Origin of the sequence: Kriegella aquimaris, from assembly GCF_900103215.1 — a bacterium.
Taxonomy (GTDB): Bacteria; Bacteroidota; Bacteroidia; order Flavobacteriales; family Flavobacteriaceae; genus Kriegella; species Kriegella aquimaris.
Window position 1 is genome coordinate 216769 of the sequence record NZ_FNGV01000005.1, and the last position, 19473, is coordinate 236241.

Genomic DNA, 19473 nt, shown 5'->3' on the forward strand with positions numbered 1-19473 from the left:
TTTTGCAAGGTATATTAACAGAACTCGTTATAAGCCTCAATCAAATTTTCAGCAATAAGTTCTGCCGGACGCCCTTCAATATGGTGACGTTCGATCATATGTACCAATTCGCCGTTTTTGAACAACGCCATACTCGGTGATGATGGAGGAAACGGAACCATAAGATTACGGGCAGCATTGACAGCTTCGGTATCTACACCCGCAAAAACGGTTACGGCATGATCTGGCTTTTTATCATTATGAAGACTAAGTTTTGCTGCAGGTCTTGCATTGGCCGCGGCACAACCACAAACTGAATTTACCACAACAAGCGTTGTGCCCTCTTTATTAATTGCTTTTTCGACTGCTTCAGCCGTATATAATTCTTCAAACCCGGCAGAAGCCAAGTCATTTCGCATCGGTTTTACTAATTCTTCGGGATACATAATCTTTTTATTTAAATTGTTTTGTGGGATGTCAAAGATACTACATCTGTCGCATTAAGTATATAGACCTTAACTTTTCATTAAAAACTACCTTTTTAGAAGTTGAATATCTTGATCAGAAATGCTTAAAGGACGTGTTGAGGTTGAGGATAACTAGGTTTTAGGTTTAAAATATATCGGCATGGTTTTAATTTTAAACCTGTCACTGAGCTCTTTAGTGGTGTTTTTACTATAGATATATTTAGGGTAATGCGAAATTAAGGTGACATGTTTTTCTTTGACTTAGTCGGCATATTCTTCTTCTCCTGCAAAATCATATCTTTGCCGAAAATTAAACAATTTATGATTAAATGGTTTGCTGCCATCTTAGGCTATTATCTCTTTCGCTTTCCCGGCGCAATCCTGGGGTTTTTGGTAGGGAGTTTTATTGACAACCTTCGCGGCGACGGTCGTGCGAAAACCGTATTCAGCGATATGACTCGGCAAAGCGTATCACCAGCCGATTTTGAACTAAATTTACTCTCACTCTGTTCTATCGTAATCAAGGCTGACGGACAGGTCAGTCAACGTGAGATGGACTATGTACGTCAATATTTCGTGGGAACGTATGGTAAAGATAAGGCCAATGCCATATTTCGAACCTTCAATGAAATCAATAAAAAGCATGAAATTTCGGCACAACGGATCTGCACTTTTTTAAACCAACGGACTCGTTACGAGGTACGATTGCAATTATTGCATTTCTTGTTCGGTATTGCTCAGGCCGACGGTTCGGTAAGTAAGCCTGAGGTAGTTAAAATTCGGGAAATTGCGGGATACTTGCGTGTGTCGCTACGCGATTTTGAAAGTATAATGGCAATGTTTATCAAATCTGCCGATAATGCCTATAAGATTTTGGAGATTGAAAAATCCGCATCCAATGATGAGGTGAAAAAGGCGTACCGCACTATGGCTAAAAAGTATCATCCTGATAGGGTAAACACTGAAAATGAAGCCATTAAAAAGGGCGCTGAAGAGAAGTTCAAAGAGGTGCAGTTGGCTTACGAAACCATTCAAAAAGAGCGTGGAATCAGCTAAGGTACCCTTAAATTTTATCAGAATATTGGTACGGCTCTAAGAACCTGATATTGGCGATAAAGCCAAATTCAAAATGAATTGGAAAAGGCTCCCGTAAAACTGCTTAGGTAGGGCTATAAAAGATAAATTCTGGTCCTTTGAAGACCCTAGGGTTGCGTCTGAAACGATGTATCGATAAATGTAAATTCGGGGCATTATTAAGAATTATTGTATGTTTGCGTTTGGTTAATTTTTTTTTATGAATGATACATGGTTCTACATAAAACTCGGTCTTGAACATGTACTAGATTTTGGAGCCTATGATCACATTCTGTTTTTGACGGCTCTTGCCATACCGTTTACTTTCAAAGAGTGGAAAAAAGTAGTTTTATTAGCAACCGTTTTTACGGTGGCCCATTGCGGTTCGCTATTGTTGTCGGTGTATGATGTTCTTAGGGTCGATGTGGGTCTTATTGAATTCTTAATTCCCGTGACCATTATTTTGACTGTACTTTTCAATAAATTCAGCATAAATGGTTCAACGTCTTTAGGGTTATACTTGCACATATTGGTTACCGCTTTTTTCGGGTTGATTCATGGTTTTGGGTTTTCCAATTATTTCAACATGCTCATGGCAGGAGAAGAGCAAAAATTAATGCCCCTCTTTGGTTTTGCGTTGGGGATTGAATTTTCCCAGGTTTTAATCATACTTATGGTTTTATTAATCGCTTACATCGTTCAAGATGTTTTTAGGATAGATAATACCAGATTTGTCAAAGTGGCATCGATTTTAGTCGCAATTATTACAATACCTATGCTCATTACTGCGTTTCCCTGGTAGTATTTTAGTTAAAAATTAACCGTGTAAAATTGTGGGTATTTTACAAAGCCGGTATCTTAGTACTTCAGTACATTTTAAGTTGTTGCCTCTTACATGAAAAAAATCAAACAGGAAAAATACGATAGAGCCTATTTGCGAATGGCGGAAGAATGGGGCAAATTGTCTTATTGTAGACGTAAACAGGTAGGGGCTATTATTGTAAAAGATCGTATGATTATATCCGATGGATATAATGGTACGCCCACAGGTTTCGAGAATGTTTGTGAAGATGAAGAGGGATATACCAAATGGTATGTACTGCATGCCGAAGCGAACGCTATAAGCAAAGTAGCATCCTCTACACAGTCATGCGAAGAAGCTACCTTATACATTACCTTATCACCTTGTCGTGAGTGCAGTAAATTAATTCACCAGTCTGGCATAAAACGTGTAGTGTATCAAAAAGCGTACAAAGATGATTCAGGATTACAATTTCTTAGTAAGGCCGGGGTTGAGTTGGTACATTTACCTGTGATTACGGAAACCGTAGTCTAAAAACGATAGTAATGAGAAAGAAACACACCTACATCTGGCCGACTGTAATAGCCGCCACTTTGGCGTTGGGCATATTCGTAGGGGGTAAGCTTCACTTTACAGATTCTCCTGAGAGGCTTTTTAGCTCAAACTCCAAAAAAGACAAGCTCAATCGACTGATTGATTATATCGATTATGAATATGTCGACGAAATCAATACGGATAGTATTGTCGATGTTACCGTGAACAATATTTTGGAAAAATTGGACCCACATTCGGTGTACATTCCAAAAAAGGAAATGGGCAAGATATCGGAGAATATGAAAGGTGATTTTGTTGGGATAGGTATTAATTTTTATCCTTACAAGGATACCATTTCTGTAATAAGAACCATTGAAAATGGGCCAAGTTTTCTGAATGGCATAAAGGCAGGTGATCGCATTCTAATGGCTGACGATGATACCTTGTACGGAAAAAATATATCTGATGAGGCTATCATAGATAGACTCAAGGGCAAACAAGGGGCGCCGGTAAACTTAAGGGTCTATCGAAAAACGGAGGATAGAACATTCAATGTAACGGTAAAACGTGATGTTGTGCCCTTAAAGAGTGTCGAGGCATATTATATGCTTACACCCGATATGGGGTATCTTAAGGTAAATCGTTTCGCGGAATCAACTTTTAAGGAATTTAAGAAGACACTTAAAGAGCTGCGAAAGCGGGGCGCCAAGAAACTGACGTTGGATCTTAGAGATAATCCTGGGGGTTATTTAGGTATTGCCGAACAAATGGCCGATGAATTCTTAGAGGAAGGCAAACTCATTCTGTTTACTAAAAACAAAAAAGGAAAGGTTGATAAAATTTATGCTACAGACGATGGTGATTTTGAAGACAAACCCGTTTATGTGCTTATTAACGAACGCTCTGCTTCTGCCAGTGAAATTATTGCCGGGGCTCTACAAGACAATGATGTAGGCACTATTATTGGGCGTCGCTCCTTTGGAAAAGGGTTAGTCCAACGTGAAATGGATCTAGGTGATGGCTCGGCAGTGCGATTGACCGTATCGCGATATTATACACCCACTGGACGCTCTATTCAGAAGTCTTATGACGGGGGAAACAAAGACTATTATCAGAAATTTATTGATAGATACCACAGTGGCGAAATGGTATCCGTTGATAGTATAAAAGTGGCTGATTCACTTAAATTCACTACGCCTAAAGGTAAGGTGGTCTACGGGGGTGGGGGTATTATTCCTGATGTTTTCGTGCCTATTGGCACTAACGAAGAAGAGGTGTTGGAAAGTATTGAAGGTTTGTTCTCCTATTTTGTTTTTGAACATCTCGATGAAAATAGAGCGCTTTATGAGGGGCTGTCCCGCGAAGAGTTCGTTAGTGAGTTTAGAGTAGACGATATTCTTTTTGAACGGTTTCTTGATTATTTGGTTGCCCAAAGGCTTAAAATGAATTTCTATGATTTCGAAGGCCGCATTAAACTTTATTTGAAAGCTGCCTTGGCCGAACAGTTATACGACCCCAACCTTAGTGCTGAAATTCGAAGCAGTGCTGATACAATGCTCCAGCAGGTGCTCCAAATTGATATGCCAAATGCGGCATCTCAAAAAGAAACTGATCGTATAGGTGCCTCAAACTGACGGTTCGCTGAAATGCCGTTTAATCTTTCTCTATTTTTTTCTGAATTTTCTTAGAAGTAAGATAAATGAGCAATAGCACTATGGCACATAACGACGCTACAATGCCGATCAAAGCAATAACACTATTGCCTTCCAACGGATTTTCGAAATTTACCAAGGTTACGTTATAGGCGATTAGTAAAACGGCCATCGTAATCAATATAATTGTTAAAGTCTTGTTCATAGTTTTATAAAATAATTGGGTATAGCCGTGTTCAGACTACAATCAATGAAAGCTTGAGGTTTATCTAATTAGTTAAGCGTTGAACAACTCATTGATGTTCGCTGCAAACAATTTTACTGCTATCGCCATTAAAATTACTCCAAATATTTTTCTAATAATATTTACGCCACTTTTACCCAGCACTTTTTCAATACGGCGCGACGACTTTAAAACAAGGTATACAAAAACGGTATTGATCATAATGGCAACGATGATGTTTTCAACGTCGTATTCAGCTCTGAGCGATAGTAGTGAGGTAAGCGTCCCTGCCCCTGCTATTAAAGGGAATGCAATGGGTACTATTGAAGCACTTTCGGGTTCGTCATCGTGGTACAATGAAATCCCTAAAATCATTTCTATGGCCAAAAAGAAAATTATAAAGGCTCCGGCGACGGCAAAAGAATTCACATCGATTCCAATGAGGTTTAGAATTTCATCCCCTACGAATAGAAAAGCAACCATGATGATGGCAGCTACGACTGACGCTTTCTCAGATTGTATATGCCCCACTTTATTGCGAAGGCCAATAATAATAGGAATACTTCCTAAAATATCGATAACTGCAAAGAGTATCATTGTTGCAGTAGTTATTTCCCTGATGTCAAAATTCAGATTTAACGACATAGCTTTGAAATTTTCGGCAAAGCTACATTTTCCTATGCGGATTTCTAGTGAGTTACATAGATTTATTATATAAAAAGTACGTTGGAAAAACTATCTTTGGTCCCAGATTCAAATCACATGTTCCAGTTAGGAAAAACTATAATATCAGAAGAAATTATTGAGCAAGATTTTGTGTGCAATCTTAATGCATGTAAAGGGGCTTGTTGTATAGACGGAGATGCGGGAGCACCGTTGGAAGAGAAAGAAACCGAGATACTCGTGGATATTTATAGTAAGGTAAAACCCTTCTTACGCCCAGAAGGTATTGCTGCAATTGACGAACAAGGGTGTTTTGTTAAAGGAGATGATGGAGAATGGGAAACCCCACTAGTAAATGGTAGCGAATGCGCCTTTGTTACATTTTCCGAGAACGGTATTACCAAATGTGGTTTGGAGGAAGCTTATATACAAGGGGCGACCAAATGGAAAAAACCGGTTTCATGCCATTTGTATCCGATACGGGTTCGACAATATACAGAGCTTACGGCTGTTAATTACCATAAATGGGAAATTTGTGACCCCGCTTGCGCTCTTGGCGAACAACTGAAAGTGCCTATCTATAAATTTGTCAAAGAAGCCTTGATACGTAAATTCGGTACAAAATGGTATGCCGAATTGGAACTAGTGGCGGAAGAATACACTAAATTGTAGGTATGTGTAGTATTACTTGTGTGCCTGCCGAAGTATCGTCGTCATGGTAAAGATCTATTATCTCTATATCAAACGAATTTTGGTAATCCTTTGAAAAATTTGCCAATCTTTCTTTGGTAATGGCAATTCCTACCGATTTTCTTTTGAGCACCTTACTCTCCTTTATTTTTTCAGCGGCTTTACGGCCAACACCATTATCTATAATGCTGATATGCATAAAACCCTTATCATCTTTTGTAATATTTAGGTTTATTTTCTTTTCGTCGTTTTTAGACGAGAGACCATGCCATAGCGCATTTTCTAAAAAGGGCTGAAGAATCAAAGAAGGAATTTTTACCTGATGTACGTTGATATCATCGGCTACGGTAATTGTAAAGTTAATTTCGTTCGAAAAGCGAATATTCTCGATATTCATATACAATTCTACCGTTTCCAATTCTTCGGCCAATGGTATCTCCCTTAAAGAAGATGCTTCTAGTATTTTGCGCACTAATTTTGAAAACTTATTTAGGTAATGTACCGCGTTCTTCTGTTCGTTATTAATGATGTACAATTTGATAGAATTCAAAGAATTGAACAGAAAATGCGGATTCATCTGGCTACGGAGCATACTTTGCTCTAAGGTCAATAATTTTTTTTCATTTTTAAGCTGATACTGACGGTAGAGAATATAGAATATACCGGCCAATAGTGCCAAGGCAATACCTGTAATCAACAAAATCGTATCGGTTTTTTGATTGGTTTTTCGAATCTCCTCTTCGTAACCTTGGCTTTGTTTATTTGTATTATGGCGAAGTAGGATGTCATAAACATAGCGAATGTTCCGATCGCTCGAAATTTCATCATCAAAATGCCTGGCTTTTTTATAGTATTCCAAAGCACTCTTATAGTCTTCTTTCTTAATCGCCAGTTCCGATAATAGTTCATTAGCCTGTGAAATGGTACTTGGCAGGTTGTAATTCATGGCGAGTTGCAGGCCCTCTTGTAGGTTTTTCTCTGCTTCATCATAACGTTTCAATTGCATCAACCCCCAGCCCAAGTTAACATAAGTGCCCGATATTACCTCTTGGTTTTTTAGCTCTTTCGCTACGGTTAATGCCCTATCGAGGATCTCTAAAGCTTGCTCAGGCCTATCTTGTTTTATAAATATCTTTGCGATACTATTATCACAGATAATACGGCCCATTTCAGAATCTATTTCCTCGTTGTAGGCCAAAGAAGTTTTGTATTTTTTAAGTGCCCCATTTAAATCTCCCTGAGCTTCTAGACATTCACCGATGTTCTGGTTATTGATGGCCATGCCCAACTTACTCCCTAGTTCTTCTTCGATTATCAATGATTCTCGAAATTTTTCCAATGCAAGATCATACTGTTCCATTGTTTGGTAAATGTTACCAATGTTGTTCAATGATACAGTAATGCTTTTCTTGATTCCTTTTGACTTGTTTTTGACAGAATCTGCTAAATCAAACGCCTTTTGAGTGTAGTCGAGTGCCAATTTTATCGCATCTATTTTACGATATACGACCCCGATCATATTAAGGCTATAAACCTCAAATTCAAGACTTTTTGCTTCTTTCGCGACTTCAAGAGCCTTTTCATGTAGAGCTAGCGCTCTATCGAATTGTGAGATATAACGATAGCGTCTCCCCATCTGATTCAGGGCATACGTTTGACCATACAAATATTTTTTTTCGCCTGCTACATCGGCAAAATAGAGCATAAGAAGGGTGTCGTTGACTTTTGACCCAATGGCTTGGTCGATTCCAAAATAGGTTTTGGGTTTGGCCGAAATAAGACTGTCGACTGTTGCTTTAAAACTTGTCGGGACAACCTGTGAAAAAGAGCTCACGTAAAAAAGGCAAAAAAGGAATAAAACAATAATTCGTCTGCCCCACACAACTGAGGCCAAAGCCTTTTTGAAGTAAATATGTAGGGTAGGTGACAGCATAGAAATATCCTATAACATGTCAAGAAAATCCGACTTCTTTTGTCTAGAGACAGGTATTTTATGATTCGACTTTAGCACGACGTAGCCGTCTGTTTTGAGGAATTCCTTTATCTTATTTAAATTTATGATATAAGAATTGTGGATACGAAAAAAAGAATCTTGAGGGAGAAGCTCATTAACTTCCTTTAATTTTTTGGTTAAGACAATCTTTTGTCCATCGGAAAGAAATATAGTACTATAATTCCCATCAGATTCGGCATACAGTATCTCGTCGCTCTCCAAGAACATCAACTTTCCATCAGTGTTGAGTGTTATCTTTTTATGCACGGAATTCGAATTAAAATTCAGAAGTATTTTTTCTAATCTTTCCGCCGTGAAATTTTTGGCATTAAACTTTTTAATTTTGACAATGGTGTCTTTCAAGTCATCGGTATCAATAGGCTTTAATAGATAATCAATGGCCTCGTTCTTAAGGGCCTTAATGGCGTATTGGTTATAGGCAGTGGTTATAACCACCGGAAAATTCTTGTTCTTTAATTTTTGTATGAATTGAAAACCATCCATTGTAGGCATTTCAATATCAAGAAATAAACAATCAGGTGTATTACTGTCCAAATAGTCCAACGCCTCCATTGGATCGGTAAAAGATGCGTTCACCTTTATTTCATTGCTAAAATTGGTAAGTTCCCAAGATAGGCTTTGTAGGGCTTTTATTTCGTCATCGACTATTACGGCTTCCAACATATTATATAAGGTGTAAAAAAATGGTTGTGGTTAATGCGACTTTGAGATTCTGTAAGTTACCCAAATATAAAATTAAGTATGCGATTTCAAAGAAAAGATGTACCGATGGATATAATTTGAGTACAATCGGTACGAATTTAGACTAAATCGGGATTGCCGTTGACCATTTATCCTTAGACACAATTAGCAGCACCATCGGTTTGCCCTTATTTATGGGGTGTTTACCGTTTATACAGAATACCTTACCATTTATACAATATGACTTTCGACGTGGGTATGCATCATATACTTTAGGGCAAGATTAAAATAGATATACTGTTTTCGGTTTCCCCATATGGGTGAAAATTAGAAAGTACGAGTTATAAAAACTAATTCCGAAGTCATGAAAAAATGTGTAGTAATGTTTATACTGTTCATAGCGGCCTTGGTTATTACTATTTATATTGAACCGGAAGCAAATAACAGCAAAGGTCAAGATTTAGCCGTGCACGAAAAGGTTCACATTAAAGATTTGGTCGAACAAAAAGCAGTATCAACGGATTTTGAACAACAACAAGTTTCATCATATGTACATGTCGTCGATAATTAATGATTACACTGACACATAGATGTATCGGCTATCAATGTTCGTTTTTTTCGAAATTGTTTCGGTTTTCATAAATAAAGTATTGAAAATGAAAACTTTGTAAGTTAATTCGTTATCTTTAAAGTAAGTCGTATGTCTGAAAGACATTAAGTATGCTTGATGCTTTTAAATAAAAATGGAAAATCGCTTTATGATAGTAGCCTAACTTGAGAATTTTGGGCTTGTTTTAAGTATGTTCAACAATTAAAAGGGGTAATAAAATAGTAGATATTGGCGATTTAAATGCAGTTTTAGTCGTTCAAAAGCGGTATTATTTGAGGCTGAAATAGGTGTTGTATCAATTTAACTCTTGCCTATGCAGAATTGTATTTTTTAGGGAGGAAGGTTGGATTGTTTTAACCTTGAAGTGAGAACATATTGGAATTTTAATAACATTTTTAAACTAATAATATACAGTGAAATTGTAATGATTTTATGAAACTGCCAACCCATAGGTACGGCTCTTAGGACACATGTTGAAAAAAGAGCATGTTAGTGTTTATAGACAGCCTATCTGATGAATTGTTGCATCTTGAATGCCTAACCAACTTGTTGGTTTCGTATTTTGCTTGACAAATAGGTTTCGGGGGAACTACCTAAGTCAGCAGCAAATGCAACATGAATCAATTTTGATACATCGGAGGGGCCGTACGGTTTGGCGGTATCATAATTAACTTTTATTTGTTTATTTTATAAGCTGGAAATCATATATTCTGGCTTTTTTTATGTCAAAATGTTTCGTTAACAGGGCGATTGCGGGTGTACAGTTTAAATTTGGGAAATGAGAAAAATATTTTGAATAGCTATGAAAAAAAAGAAAATCGTAGTTAACTTCTCAAAAATCGTGGGTCTTGTCTTAATTTTTGTGGGCAATTGCCATCTTTTTTCACAATCACAAATTACTTTTAGACAATTATCAATTAAAGATGGGCTTTCCCAGAATAGTGCCATATCTGTTTCTCAAGATAGTATAGGGTATTTGTGGATTGCTACACAAGACGGTCTCAATCGGTACGACGGCAGGTCATTTACTACATTCCCCTATACCTTTGTAGATATTACCAAACCCGATTACAGTAATCTCGGCAAAGTATATACTGATAGACAGGGCGGGGTTTGGATAATTCCCATGGATCGCACACTCAGAAAATTCGAACCAACAGCGGAAATATTCGAATCACTACCAGGAATCAATGATGCCAGCACGCTCATTCAAGGTGATAAATTGAATTATTGGGTTGGCACTTATAATAACGGATTATTTCGTGTGAAACCGGATTTAAAGGGGGGTTCTGAATATAAGGTGGAGCAGGTATTGTCGTCAGACCAACTCAACACAACCATTTTCAATATTGTCCAACATACCGATGGAAAACTCTTGCTCACCACCGAGAAGAAAATCATCTTGTTTGACCCAGCTACCTTCAAATCGGAATATATAGAACCAACTACCCTATATGGGGAGCCAATCGACGTAAATTTTAGCGATATCGTTTTGGACAAGATGGGTAGGGAGTGGATTGGTACATATGGTGACGGACTGTATTTTGGGGAAATTGGGGGTAATGGTCTTCGGCGTATTTCGGACCTTGATTTTACCGATCCACTACCTCAAAATCTCAATATTATCGATTTATATATAGATTCAAGAGATCGGTTGTGGGTCGCTACCTACGGTCGAGGACTATATATGATAAACTTTGAGCAAGAAAAAATACAACATTTTAGCTCCGAAAAACACAATCCGCAGGCCTTGCATTATGACGATATCCTCTGTATATATGAAGATTATTCCGGTACATTATGGTATGGAACCGATGGTGCCGGGCTGAGCTATTATGATGAGTACCTTGAGAAATTCAATTCGTTTACCAATTATCAGACCCCAGAGCGTATTAGCATTGATGTGGTACGAGCCATTACTTTGGATAAAGATGATAATGTATGGGTCGGCACATCAGGAAAGGGGTTGACCCAATATCAACCGGAAACCAACAGCTGGCAAACATTTATCGCTGAGGCGGGTGACACCAATACCATTTCCTCCAATAGGATTATGGCCTTGCAAACCGATACCGATGGTAATCTTTTAATCGGTACTCAGGGTGGCGGACTTAACATTTTGGACAATGACGGCCAATTCACGCAATTTTCACCAACAAGTAATCCTAGCCTGTCGGCAAATACCATCTGGACTATTTATAAAGATCGTAAGAATAGATATTGGTTGGGTACCCGGGAGCAAGGCCTAGTGCAATTCAATAAGGAAAAGGGGGAAATTCTTTCGTACAAATATGATTCTGGGCTCTCTAGTAATAACATTAGGGCGATTACAGAAGACGATAGCGGCAATCTGTGGATGGCTACCGATGCTGATGGAATTGTTCATTTGGATCTTCAAACAGGCAAATTCATGCATTACGTTAATGACCCAAAGAAAAACTCGTTGTCGAACAATAGTCTGAAGACCTTATATTTCGCACCGAACGGTATCTTGTGGATCGGCACAAACGGAAGCGGGTTGGACGCTTTTGACACCAAAAGTCAAAAATTCTATAATTACAATATACAAGATGGGTTGGCCAACAACGTTATCTACGCCATATTGCCCGATAGTCATGGAAGCCTATGGTTGAGCTCCAATAAGGGAATCACAAGATTTACTCCTGGCGATAACTGGCAATCACAGCCGCAAATCACAAATTATACCAACTATGACGGGCTCGCCACCGAATTCAATACCGGTGCCTATTATAAACATAAAAATGGCGCGCTTTATTTCGGAGGGTTAGAGGGGTTCTATTGGTTTAAACCTAATCAAATTAGAGAAAACAATATACTTCCTAAAACAACTATTACCGGGCTGGATATTTTGAACCAACCTTATCCCCTTCAAAAAAATAGAGAACTGCGGCATGACCAAAACACACTGTCTTTCAGTTTTTCTAGCATGCAATACTCCCTTCCCGAAAAGAATCAGTATCAGTATAAATTGCAGAACTATGACAACGAGTGGGTTTCTTCGGGAAACACCAATTTTGCAAGATACACACAATTGCCTCCAGGAGATTATGAATTTTTGGTAAAAAGTAGCAATTACGATGGGGTTTGGAACGAAAGCCCTGCAAGCTATAGTTTTTCGATAGCACCTCCCTGGTATCTAAGTTCCTGGGCGAAAATCGTCTATTCGGTGTTATTCATGGCATTGATTTTTGGAGTGTATCGCTATGTAATTTGGAGATGGAAAGTGAAACTTGACCTTGAGCGAAAGGAAGAAGAAACTCAAAGGCTTAAAAAGCTAAATGATTTTAAATCTAAACTGTATACCGATATTTCACACGAATTTCGCACACCCTTGACATTAATTTCGGCCCCTGTGGATAAGAAAATGGCAGAAGGAAAATTGTCACATAACGATTTCGTGAGCTTTTCGATGATCAAACGAAACACCCAACGATTAATAGCCTTGGTAGACCAACTGCTACATTTGGCCAAACTCGAAAAAGGCGAATTGAAGTTAAGGATAGACAAGGGCAACCTTGGACTTTTTTTGGGAATGATAACTACTTCCTTTGAGTATAAGGCGCAGGAGAGAAATATCACATATACTATAACCATTGAAAATTTAGACGTTGCTTGGTTCGATGAAGATGCTCTGGAGAAAATCGTTACCAATTTACTCTCCAATGCTTTTAAATATGGAAGTCAAGGAGGTGAGTGTCATTTCAAAGCTATACGGTCAGAGGACAACATATTGATTAGCGTGAAGAACACCGTGGAAAAGCATTCAGATATTGATGTTGATAAATTGTTTACACGCTTTTACCAGCAGGATGCTCATGCCGATGGAGCGGGAATAGGACTTTCAATGGTGAAAGAACTAGTACATTTGTATCATGGGCAGACATCCGTAGCTATGGAGCGCGAAGATCTTATTCACTTTCAAATACGTTTACCTATTGAAAAAGGAGCATTTGGAAAAGAGGAGTTTTGTAAAACAACCTCAGAGATTCCTGATAGGGTTTCGAATACTGCGTTGGTAAGCGGTGAAAGTTTGCAGGTAGGTCAAAAAGAAGGGGTTCGTCCGATACTTTTGATTGTTGAGGATCAGAAAGAGGTACGTGAATTTCTGAAATCGGTATGGCATACAAAATATGAGGTGTACGAGGCGTACAATGGACAGAAGGGTGTCGAAAAAGCTTTGGAAATTGTACCTGACCTTATCATCAGCGATGTGCGTATGCCCATTTGTGACGGTATAGAGTTGTGTAATAGACTAAAGACAGATGAACGTACGAGCCATATCCCCATTATTTTGCTTACTGCAGGTATAAGCGAAGAGAATGAACTAAGAGGCCTGCGCTCGGGTGCAGATGATTTTATAACCAAACCCTTCAAGTTGAGTATACTTGAAACGCGTGTGGCAAATTTTATAGCAACTAGAAAAAGGCTTCGAAGCCGTTACAGCCAAGAGTTGGTACTTGAGGCAAAAGATATTGCGATTACGCCCACAGATGAGATTTTTTTGAATCGGGTACAGCGAATTTTGGACGAACATTTGTCGGACGCAAGTTTCAATGCCGCGGCATTTGGCGAACGTATAGGCATGAGCCGTATGCAATTGCACCGTAAATTACAGGCCTACACGGGCCTAAGTACTACCGAATTTATTCGTTCACAACGTTTACGGCAGGCTGCTCAAATCTTAAAAACTACTGACATTACCATTAATGAGGTGGCCTATACCGTAGGCTTTAATACCCCGTCTTATTTTATCAAATGCTTCAAGGAAACTTATAAAAAAACACCCTCAGAGTATCTTCAATCTCCTAATTGACCAACATTAGTCACTGTGTTACATCTATTGCATACATTGTTACATATGTAATATTCGTTGTGTGCTTGCTTCAATAGCTTTGATTCATTGATAAAATAGATGTTTCTGAATTTTTAGTTGGTATGAAAGTGAAGTACACATTAATCGGTTTGTGTTTTTTTCATCTATTGGCTTCATGTGAGAATTTGGGCGAAGATATTGAAGAGAGAATAGGTGAGAATACAGGGGAAACCTGTTTGTTTCCTGATCATCAGACGATTCCTGCGTATATGCGTGCTCTAAGAGATGAGTATAACGCTCAAATGTTGACACCTGATTCAGAGGGTAATATGCAATCTTACGAAAAATGCAAAGCAAATCTTGAGGCTGCCGAATTATACTGGAGCAATTTGGATAATGTAAATCATCTTTTAGACGATTATTGTCCTGAACGTAATAGTAAACGGAACCAAGAACATAGAAGGGATGTAGAAAAACTTAGAAGTGACCTTCAAAGGCAAATCAATGAAACAAATTGCGAATCGGTTTTTGGGGAAGGGGAATAAACCATGGTAATCTTGGTTTCGAACCCTGAAAAAATTACTATAAAAATGTGTGACGGTAAAACTTGAATTATTAAGAACTATTTGATGAACAAGCTTAAATGTTTATTACTTATAATTTGTTTGGGAACCTGTTCAGTAGTACGGGCACAGACCCATAGTACCAAAGAAACTAAGGTAATATTGGTAGTAAGTGCCAACACTCAGGTAGTAACCCATATGGTTTTGTTCAACTCCTTTGAAAAACTGAAGAGACAAGAGGTTGAGAATGCTTTTCCTAATAGTAAGTTTTACATAGGTCTCTTAAAGGGAAACTATATTTTAGACGACTACGGGCTTAAACCTGAGAAAGACACCGAGGTGATTATCTATTCGAACCGACAAGTTTTTCAGGAAGAGCCATTTTTGGCTGGGGAAGACATTGCATTGGGTGATAAGATTAAGCTTGGGAACAGAACGGCACGCATAATTTCAAACAAAAAGGGAGAAATAACGCTAAGAACACACTGATAAGAATTTGAGAAAAACTTAAGGAGATGACAAGCAAAAAAATTGAACGAGGGATTAACATGGTTTTTTTGGGTATTTTTATTTTGGCCACCTTTCTAATCGTTGCAGCACTTTGGGCAAATTATTTCTAATTCATAAAGTTTATTGATGCCTATGTTAAGTTTACCGGTGATATAGAAAATCGTGCTGTTTACACATATTTTCTTGAACCGTACTTGCTAGCTATTATTTTCAAATTTTTTAAGAGGAGAGATGTGGGTCTATGCCTGTCAAGAAAGTCAAAAACCATGTTTACTTTTTCAAAAAAAAGACACCAATAAGTATAAAACTATAAAATTATGAAAACAATGAATTATTTACTTGCCATCGCATTCGTTTTTACGGTAGGCTCTTGTTCAAAAGAAAAACCTGCTGAAAATGAAGATTTGGCCGCTGTCGATTTTAGAGGGCGGATGTCTCATGAAATTCAAGAACCACAAAAAATTCTTGAATTGGATCTGCATAAATTCTATGTGCTCAATCAGCTCGCCAAACTTGATTTTGAAAAGAGACAATTGGAAGAATTAATCGATGGGGGCAGAAAAGATTTGATACCCAAATTAGAATTGACGATGAAGTCTTTCTCTGAATATGAAACACAATTGTTAGATATACAAAAGGCCATATGTTCTTTTTTAGGATTCATTGCCGATGAATTGGCAGAACTTGCTTCAGCAGGGGATTCAGATGCTGAAAAAAAACTATGGGAAATGGACGAGAAACTAAAAGAGTGTGGCATAGAGGTCTCATATGCTTATTTCGAAATTAGTGGTGTCAATTATGCCACTTTGCCCAAAACCAAAACTGTGGGCGGTTGCAAAATTCCGAAACGAGCCTTTAAAGCCTGTGATGTTCCTTTATCATTAGGAGAGCATATTGTCTTGACTAATGATAGACTTGACCAAGTAATCATTAAATCCGGGAAGGGCCAGACGATAGGTAAAGCAGAGCTAATTGGAAAAAGCAAGGTAATTGATGGGTATTATGAATATGCACTTACGATATCTTCTTCAATAGGCTCTCAATTGTCAATGGAAGTTTCCAAAAAAGATGAGATATATAATGTACCAATTGTGGTTGCAGAGGGCATTTAGCAGAAAGAATTTAGCGCAAGTTCCCAAAGATGTAATTGTATATTTTTGGGAATCTTGTTTTTTCAGTACCTTAAAATTCTTAGCGTATTTAGAAGTAATTTCTTCAATCATTTTATGCCCCGAAGAATGAGCGATAAATGAAAAAGAAAACTTTTTATATCAAATACATGCGCAGTACTTGCCTATTGGTCTTTTTTTTCTTTGTTTCGGTAGGTGCAGTATCTCAGAATATCGCCGATAAAGAAAAATTGGTAGAAAAGTTTTATTTCAAGGGCTTGGAGTTGACCAACACTAAAAAAGACAGTTCTTTTTTTTATTACCGACTGGCATTACAACACGCAGAAGAATTACAACACCATTCCGACGCGATTGAAATTCTTTTTGGATTGATTTTAACAGCCCGAAAACATGGTGATATAGAGCATCATCAGATTTTTTTACAAGAAATTGACTCTATTCTGACAAATGAGGATGTTCGTATTGCATTAGACGATTACCAATATTATGAAAATAGGTTTATTTATGAAAAGGCCACCTATTTCTATGACCTACTAGAGTATGATCAGGCAAAGAGAGACTTTCAAAAGCTGTATACCCTTCTTTCAAAAAAAGAACTCGTCAAGTTAGATGAATACGAGTACAACCTCTTAATTCATACCACAAACTATCTTGCACTAATCTATAGTCATAATTCGAAATATGATTTGGCAGAGACCTATTTTAACCGATCGCTAAATTTCATTCAAAGCAATCCAGTTGACGAATCGGAAACTTATAGATTAGCTACGCTGCAATTGTTGGCCCAGTTACATAGGTTTACCCAAAACTATAAGAAATCCAATACTATTCTTAATGAGGTTCTGGGTGCTTATAAAGTTCGGTATGCCAAAAATAAAGGTTATAAAAACAATGTGAATGCGGCCTATGGCAAGTTGGTGGAAATTGCAATAGACCAAGGAAATCTACAAAAGGCATTATCCAATTTACAAGAAGCCCAAGAATATCTTTTAGATAATGACCCCTTCTACAAAGATTATCTGATCTTATATGGAGATATTTATTCTGGTCTTAAGAACGATGAAAAATCTTTGGAAAGCTACCAAGAAGCACTTCGACTTTTTCAAGAATACCGCCAAAACCAACCCCACCAAGACATTGCCGAAGTCCAAGGAAAGATTGCTGAACTTTACTTAAAGCAAAAAAACTATCAAGAAGGGCTGAAAACGGTTAAAATAGCCTTCAATGCTGAGGGAAGTAATATTAAAATCACAGATTATAAGCATAATCCAAATCCGACCCAGGTTTTTTCAAAAACTCAACTACTACATTTACTAGATGTAAAATTGCAACTTTTGCAAGGCACCTATGAAAAAGCAAGCGATGCCTCGGTTCTAGAGGCGATGCTAAAAACAAGCAATAACATTTTAGAAACTTTCGACCTGCTAAAAACAGAATTCGACAGCAAACTCGACAAACAGTTTCTGGCCGAGAAAGCCTATCCTATCTTCCATCGTATGATGGGGGTTGCCTTTATGGCTTACAAAAGCGACCATTCGCCAGAAGTGCTGGAACTAGCTCTTAATATTGCTGAAAAAAATAAAGATTTTGTTTTGTTGGAAGCCCTTCGTAATGCGCAGGCGGTCCAATACGGTGATGTGCCGCAAAAAGTAATGGATAAAGAGGCGCAACTGCGAGCAGAAATCACCCATTTTGAAAAAGAAATTTTCGACACCACTGGCGGCACAACCGAATTTTCAGACCAGCTTTTTATCTTGAAACAAAAATATTATGGTTTGTTGGACACGTTGAAACAGAAATATCCAAAATACCACGATTTAAAATATGGTAGCCAAACCATGGATCTTGCGACGATACGGAATACTGTTATTGGAGATGGGAATACTTTACTATCCTATACGATGACCGATAATTATCTTTACATTATTGTTCTCGACAACAAAGATGAAAACTTTATAAAACTCCCCTTCTCGGAGGCCGACAGGGAAGATATTCGCAAATTTTATCGGCTACTTTCAAAACCGGATTTAAACGGAGCGGAAGAAGAAGTGATTATTTTAGGTGAAAATCTTTTCGACAAACTTCTAAAAGAACCTTTGAAATATTTCAAGGGGCAAAACCTGACTATAATTCCCGATGGTGAACTTTATTATCTACCATTTGACATTTTGCATGAAAATGGGTCTTATTTATTAAAAACAAAGAGTATTGGTTATGGTAATTCAGTTGCCTCCCTAATCGCGCTCAACAAAAAAAGATCGATTAGCAAGAACAAGGTTTTGGCCTTTGCCCCGAATTTTACCGATGCTGTAGTGTCGAGTACCGACCGACAATTCGGAAAATTGCTTTATAACGATGATGAGGTAGCTAATATTAGTTCGTTCTACGATACCGAAACCGTTCTGGACGAAAAAGCCACCTTGGCCAGTTTTAAAATGAAGAATTCACATTTCAATATGCTTCATTTGGCCACACATGCCTCGGCCAATGATGAGTATCCTGATTATTCGTATTTGGCTTTTAGTCAGGGGAAAGATAGTAGCGAGGGCAACATTCTTTATATTAAAGACCTTTACAATATCACCTTAAATGCCGATATGGTGACTTTGAGCGCTTGCCAGACCGGCATCGGAAAACTACAAAAAGGGCAAGGCATGCTGAGCCTTTCAAAAGGCTTTTATTATGCCGGTGCGAAATCATTGGTGAATACCCTGTGGAAAATCAACGACAAAAGCAGCGTAAAGTTAATGAAGTACTTTTATGAGGGGTTAAGTAACGGACAGGGTAAATCGGAAGCTTTGCGAAAGGCGAAGCTCAAATATCTGGCAAGTACTGATGATAACCTGTTGAAGCACCCTTACTATTGGTCTGCTTTTGTCGTTTCAGGAGATGTGTCACCCATAAGCCCCAATCACTTTTGGGAATATACTGTTATGGGTGTTTTGATTTTAGGAATTGTTCTTCTCTACATTGTTGGGCGTAGAAATTTTTTTCGTAGTAATCGAAGTACTTTCAACATTAAAATAAATATGAAAAGGTGATGAAAT

Annotated in this window: 16 protein-coding genes; 11 read left to right on the forward strand and 5 right to left on the reverse strand. The window is 38.0% G+C overall.

The features are described from left to right. Positions 1 to 14: 14 nt before the first annotated feature. On the reverse strand, positions 15 to 425 hold the full coding sequence (locus BLS33_RS12610) for a BrxA/BrxB family bacilliredoxin (protein ID WP_089889458.1): 411 nt from the start codon (positions 423 to 425) through the stop codon (positions 15 to 17). Positions 426 to 767: 342 nt separating this feature from the next. Between BLS33_RS12610 and BLS33_RS12615 the strand changes: the two genes are divergently transcribed. The 4 genes from BLS33_RS12615 to BLS33_RS12630 all read left to right on the forward strand — a co-directional run bounded on the left by BLS33_RS12615 (position 768) and on the right by BLS33_RS12630 (position 4490). Continuing rightward, on the forward strand, positions 768 to 1502 hold the full coding sequence (locus tag BLS33_RS12615) for a tellurite resistance TerB family protein (RefSeq protein WP_089889778.1): 735 nt from the start codon (positions 768 to 770) through the stop codon (positions 1500 to 1502). A gap of 238 nt (positions 1503 to 1740) precedes the next feature. Continuing rightward, positions 1741 to 2322 carry a HupE/UreJ family protein gene (locus tag BLS33_RS12620; RefSeq protein WP_089889461.1) on the forward strand — a complete coding sequence of 194 codons (582 nt, stop codon included), beginning with the start codon at positions 1741 to 1743 and terminating at the stop codon, positions 2320 to 2322. A gap of 93 nt (positions 2323 to 2415) precedes the next feature. Further along, positions 2416 to 2856, forward strand: a complete 441-nt coding sequence (locus BLS33_RS12625) for a deoxycytidylate deaminase (RefSeq protein WP_089889465.1) — start codon at positions 2416 to 2418, stop codon at positions 2854 to 2856. An 11-nt stretch (positions 2857 to 2867) separates the two neighbouring features. After that, positions 2868 to 4490, forward strand: a complete 1623-nt coding sequence (locus tag BLS33_RS12630; RefSeq protein ID WP_089889468.1) for a S41 family peptidase — start codon at positions 2868 to 2870, stop codon at positions 4488 to 4490. A gap of 19 nt (positions 4491 to 4509) precedes the next feature. Here BLS33_RS12630 and BLS33_RS12635 read toward each other — a convergent pair whose 3' ends face one another. Both BLS33_RS12635 and BLS33_RS12640 read right to left on the reverse strand, forming a co-directional pair. Further along, positions 4510 to 4713: a hypothetical protein gene (locus BLS33_RS12635; RefSeq protein WP_089889471.1), complete on the reverse strand. Its 204-nt coding sequence runs from the start codon at positions 4711 to 4713 to the stop codon at positions 4510 to 4512. A gap of 72 nt (positions 4714 to 4785) precedes the next feature. Next, positions 4786 to 5364: a MarC family protein gene (locus tag BLS33_RS12640; protein WP_089889782.1), complete on the reverse strand. Its 579-nt coding sequence runs from the start codon at positions 5362 to 5364 to the stop codon at positions 4786 to 4788. 129 nt (positions 5365 to 5493) lie between these two features. On the opposite strand from BLS33_RS12640, the gene BLS33_RS12645 reads away from it, so the two are divergent. Continuing rightward, positions 5494 to 6066 (forward strand): DUF3109 family protein, encoded by a 573-nt coding sequence (locus BLS33_RS12645; RefSeq protein WP_089889474.1) that lies wholly within the window; start codon positions 5494 to 5496, stop codon positions 6064 to 6066. Here BLS33_RS12645 and BLS33_RS12650 read toward each other — a convergent pair. Together BLS33_RS12650 and BLS33_RS12655 are read right to left on the reverse strand one after the other, a co-directional pair. Next, entirely contained in the window at positions 6056 to 7918 is a 1863-nt protein-coding gene (locus BLS33_RS12650) for a tetratricopeptide repeat protein (RefSeq protein WP_245731432.1), read from the reverse strand. The two genes, BLS33_RS12645 and BLS33_RS12650, sit on opposite strands and share 11 nt — an antisense overlap. A gap of 108 nt (positions 7919 to 8026) precedes the next feature. Continuing rightward, complete coding sequence (locus BLS33_RS12655; protein ID WP_089889480.1) at positions 8027 to 8761, reverse strand: LytR/AlgR family response regulator transcription factor; 735 nt, start codon at positions 8759 to 8761, stop codon at positions 8027 to 8029. A gap of 382 nt (positions 8762 to 9143) precedes the next feature. Here BLS33_RS12655 and BLS33_RS12660 point away from each other — a divergent pair, with 382 nt between their 5' ends. The 6 genes from BLS33_RS12660 to BLS33_RS12685 all read left to right on the forward strand — a co-directional run bounded on the left by BLS33_RS12660 (position 9144) and on the right by BLS33_RS12685 (position 19467). After that, positions 9144 to 9350, forward strand: coding sequence for a hypothetical protein (locus tag BLS33_RS12660; protein ID WP_089889483.1), 207 nt, complete (start codon positions 9144 to 9146; stop codon positions 9348 to 9350). 841 nt (positions 9351 to 10191) lie between these two features. After that, positions 10192 to 14223, forward strand: coding sequence for a two-component regulator propeller domain-containing protein (locus tag BLS33_RS12665; protein ID WP_089889486.1), 4032 nt, complete (start codon positions 10192 to 10194; stop codon positions 14221 to 14223). Between the two features lie 122 nt (positions 14224 to 14345). Further along, positions 14346 to 14768: a hypothetical protein gene (locus tag BLS33_RS12670; RefSeq protein WP_089889489.1), complete on the forward strand. Its 423-nt coding sequence runs from the start codon at positions 14346 to 14348 to the stop codon at positions 14766 to 14768. Positions 14769 to 14852: 84 nt separating this feature from the next. Continuing rightward, entirely contained in the window at positions 14853 to 15275 is a 423-nt protein-coding gene (locus tag BLS33_RS12675; RefSeq protein ID WP_089889492.1) for a hypothetical protein, read from the forward strand. 338 nt (positions 15276 to 15613) lie between these two features. Continuing rightward, positions 15614 to 16408, forward strand: a complete 795-nt coding sequence (locus BLS33_RS12680) for a hypothetical protein (RefSeq protein WP_143017605.1) — start codon at positions 15614 to 15616, stop codon at positions 16406 to 16408. Between the two features lie 137 nt (positions 16409 to 16545). Further along, the gene (locus tag BLS33_RS12685) at positions 16546 to 19467 is read left to right on the forward strand and encodes a CHAT domain-containing protein (protein WP_089889497.1); all 2922 of its coding nucleotides are present in this window, start codon (positions 16546 to 16548) and stop codon (positions 19465 to 19467) included. The last annotated feature ends 6 nt before the right edge of the window (positions 19468 to 19473 follow it).

Bases quoted from the DNA above. Each gene is read 5' to 3' on its own strand.
- BLS33_RS12655 (WP_089889480.1), bottom strand. From the start codon at position 8,761: ATGTTGGAAGCCGTAATAGTCGATGACGAAATAAAAGCCCTACAAAGC.
- BLS33_RS12630 (WP_089889468.1), top strand. From the start codon at position 2,868: ATGAGAAAGAAACACACCTACATCTGGCCGACTGTAATAGCCGCCACT.
- BLS33_RS12660 (WP_089889483.1), top strand. From the start codon at position 9,144: ATGAAAAAATGTGTAGTAATGTTTATACTGTTCATAGCGGCCTTGGTT.
- BLS33_RS12675 (WP_089889492.1), top strand. From the start codon at position 14,853: ATGAACAAGCTTAAATGTTTATTACTTATAATTTGTTTGGGAACCTGT.
- BLS33_RS12665 (WP_089889486.1), top strand. From the start codon at position 10,192: ATGAAAAAAAAGAAAATCGTAGTTAACTTCTCAAAAATCGTGGGTCTT.
- BLS33_RS12625 (WP_089889465.1), top strand. From the start codon at position 2,416: ATGAAAAAAATCAAACAGGAAAAATACGATAGAGCCTATTTGCGAATG.
- BLS33_RS12615 (WP_089889778.1), top strand. From the start codon at position 768: ATGATTAAATGGTTTGCTGCCATCTTAGGCTATTATCTCTTTCGCTTT.
- BLS33_RS12635 (WP_089889471.1), bottom strand. From the start codon at position 4,713: ATGAACAAGACTTTAACAATTATATTGATTACGATGGCCGTTTTACTA.
- BLS33_RS12610 (WP_089889458.1), bottom strand. From the start codon at position 425: ATGTATCCCGAAGAATTAGTAAAACCGATGCGAAATGACTTGGCTTCT.
- BLS33_RS12620 (WP_089889461.1), top strand. From the start codon at position 1,741: ATGAATGATACATGGTTCTACATAAAACTCGGTCTTGAACATGTACTA.
- BLS33_RS12685 (WP_089889497.1), top strand. From the start codon at position 16,546: ATGAAAAAGAAAACTTTTTATATCAAATACATGCGCAGTACTTGCCTA.
- BLS33_RS12680 (WP_143017605.1), top strand. From the start codon at position 15,614: ATGAAAACAATGAATTATTTACTTGCCATCGCATTCGTTTTTACGGTA.
- BLS33_RS12670 (WP_089889489.1), top strand. From the start codon at position 14,346: ATGAAAGTGAAGTACACATTAATCGGTTTGTGTTTTTTTCATCTATTG.
- BLS33_RS12645 (WP_089889474.1), top strand. From the start codon at position 5,494: ATGTTCCAGTTAGGAAAAACTATAATATCAGAAGAAATTATTGAGCAA.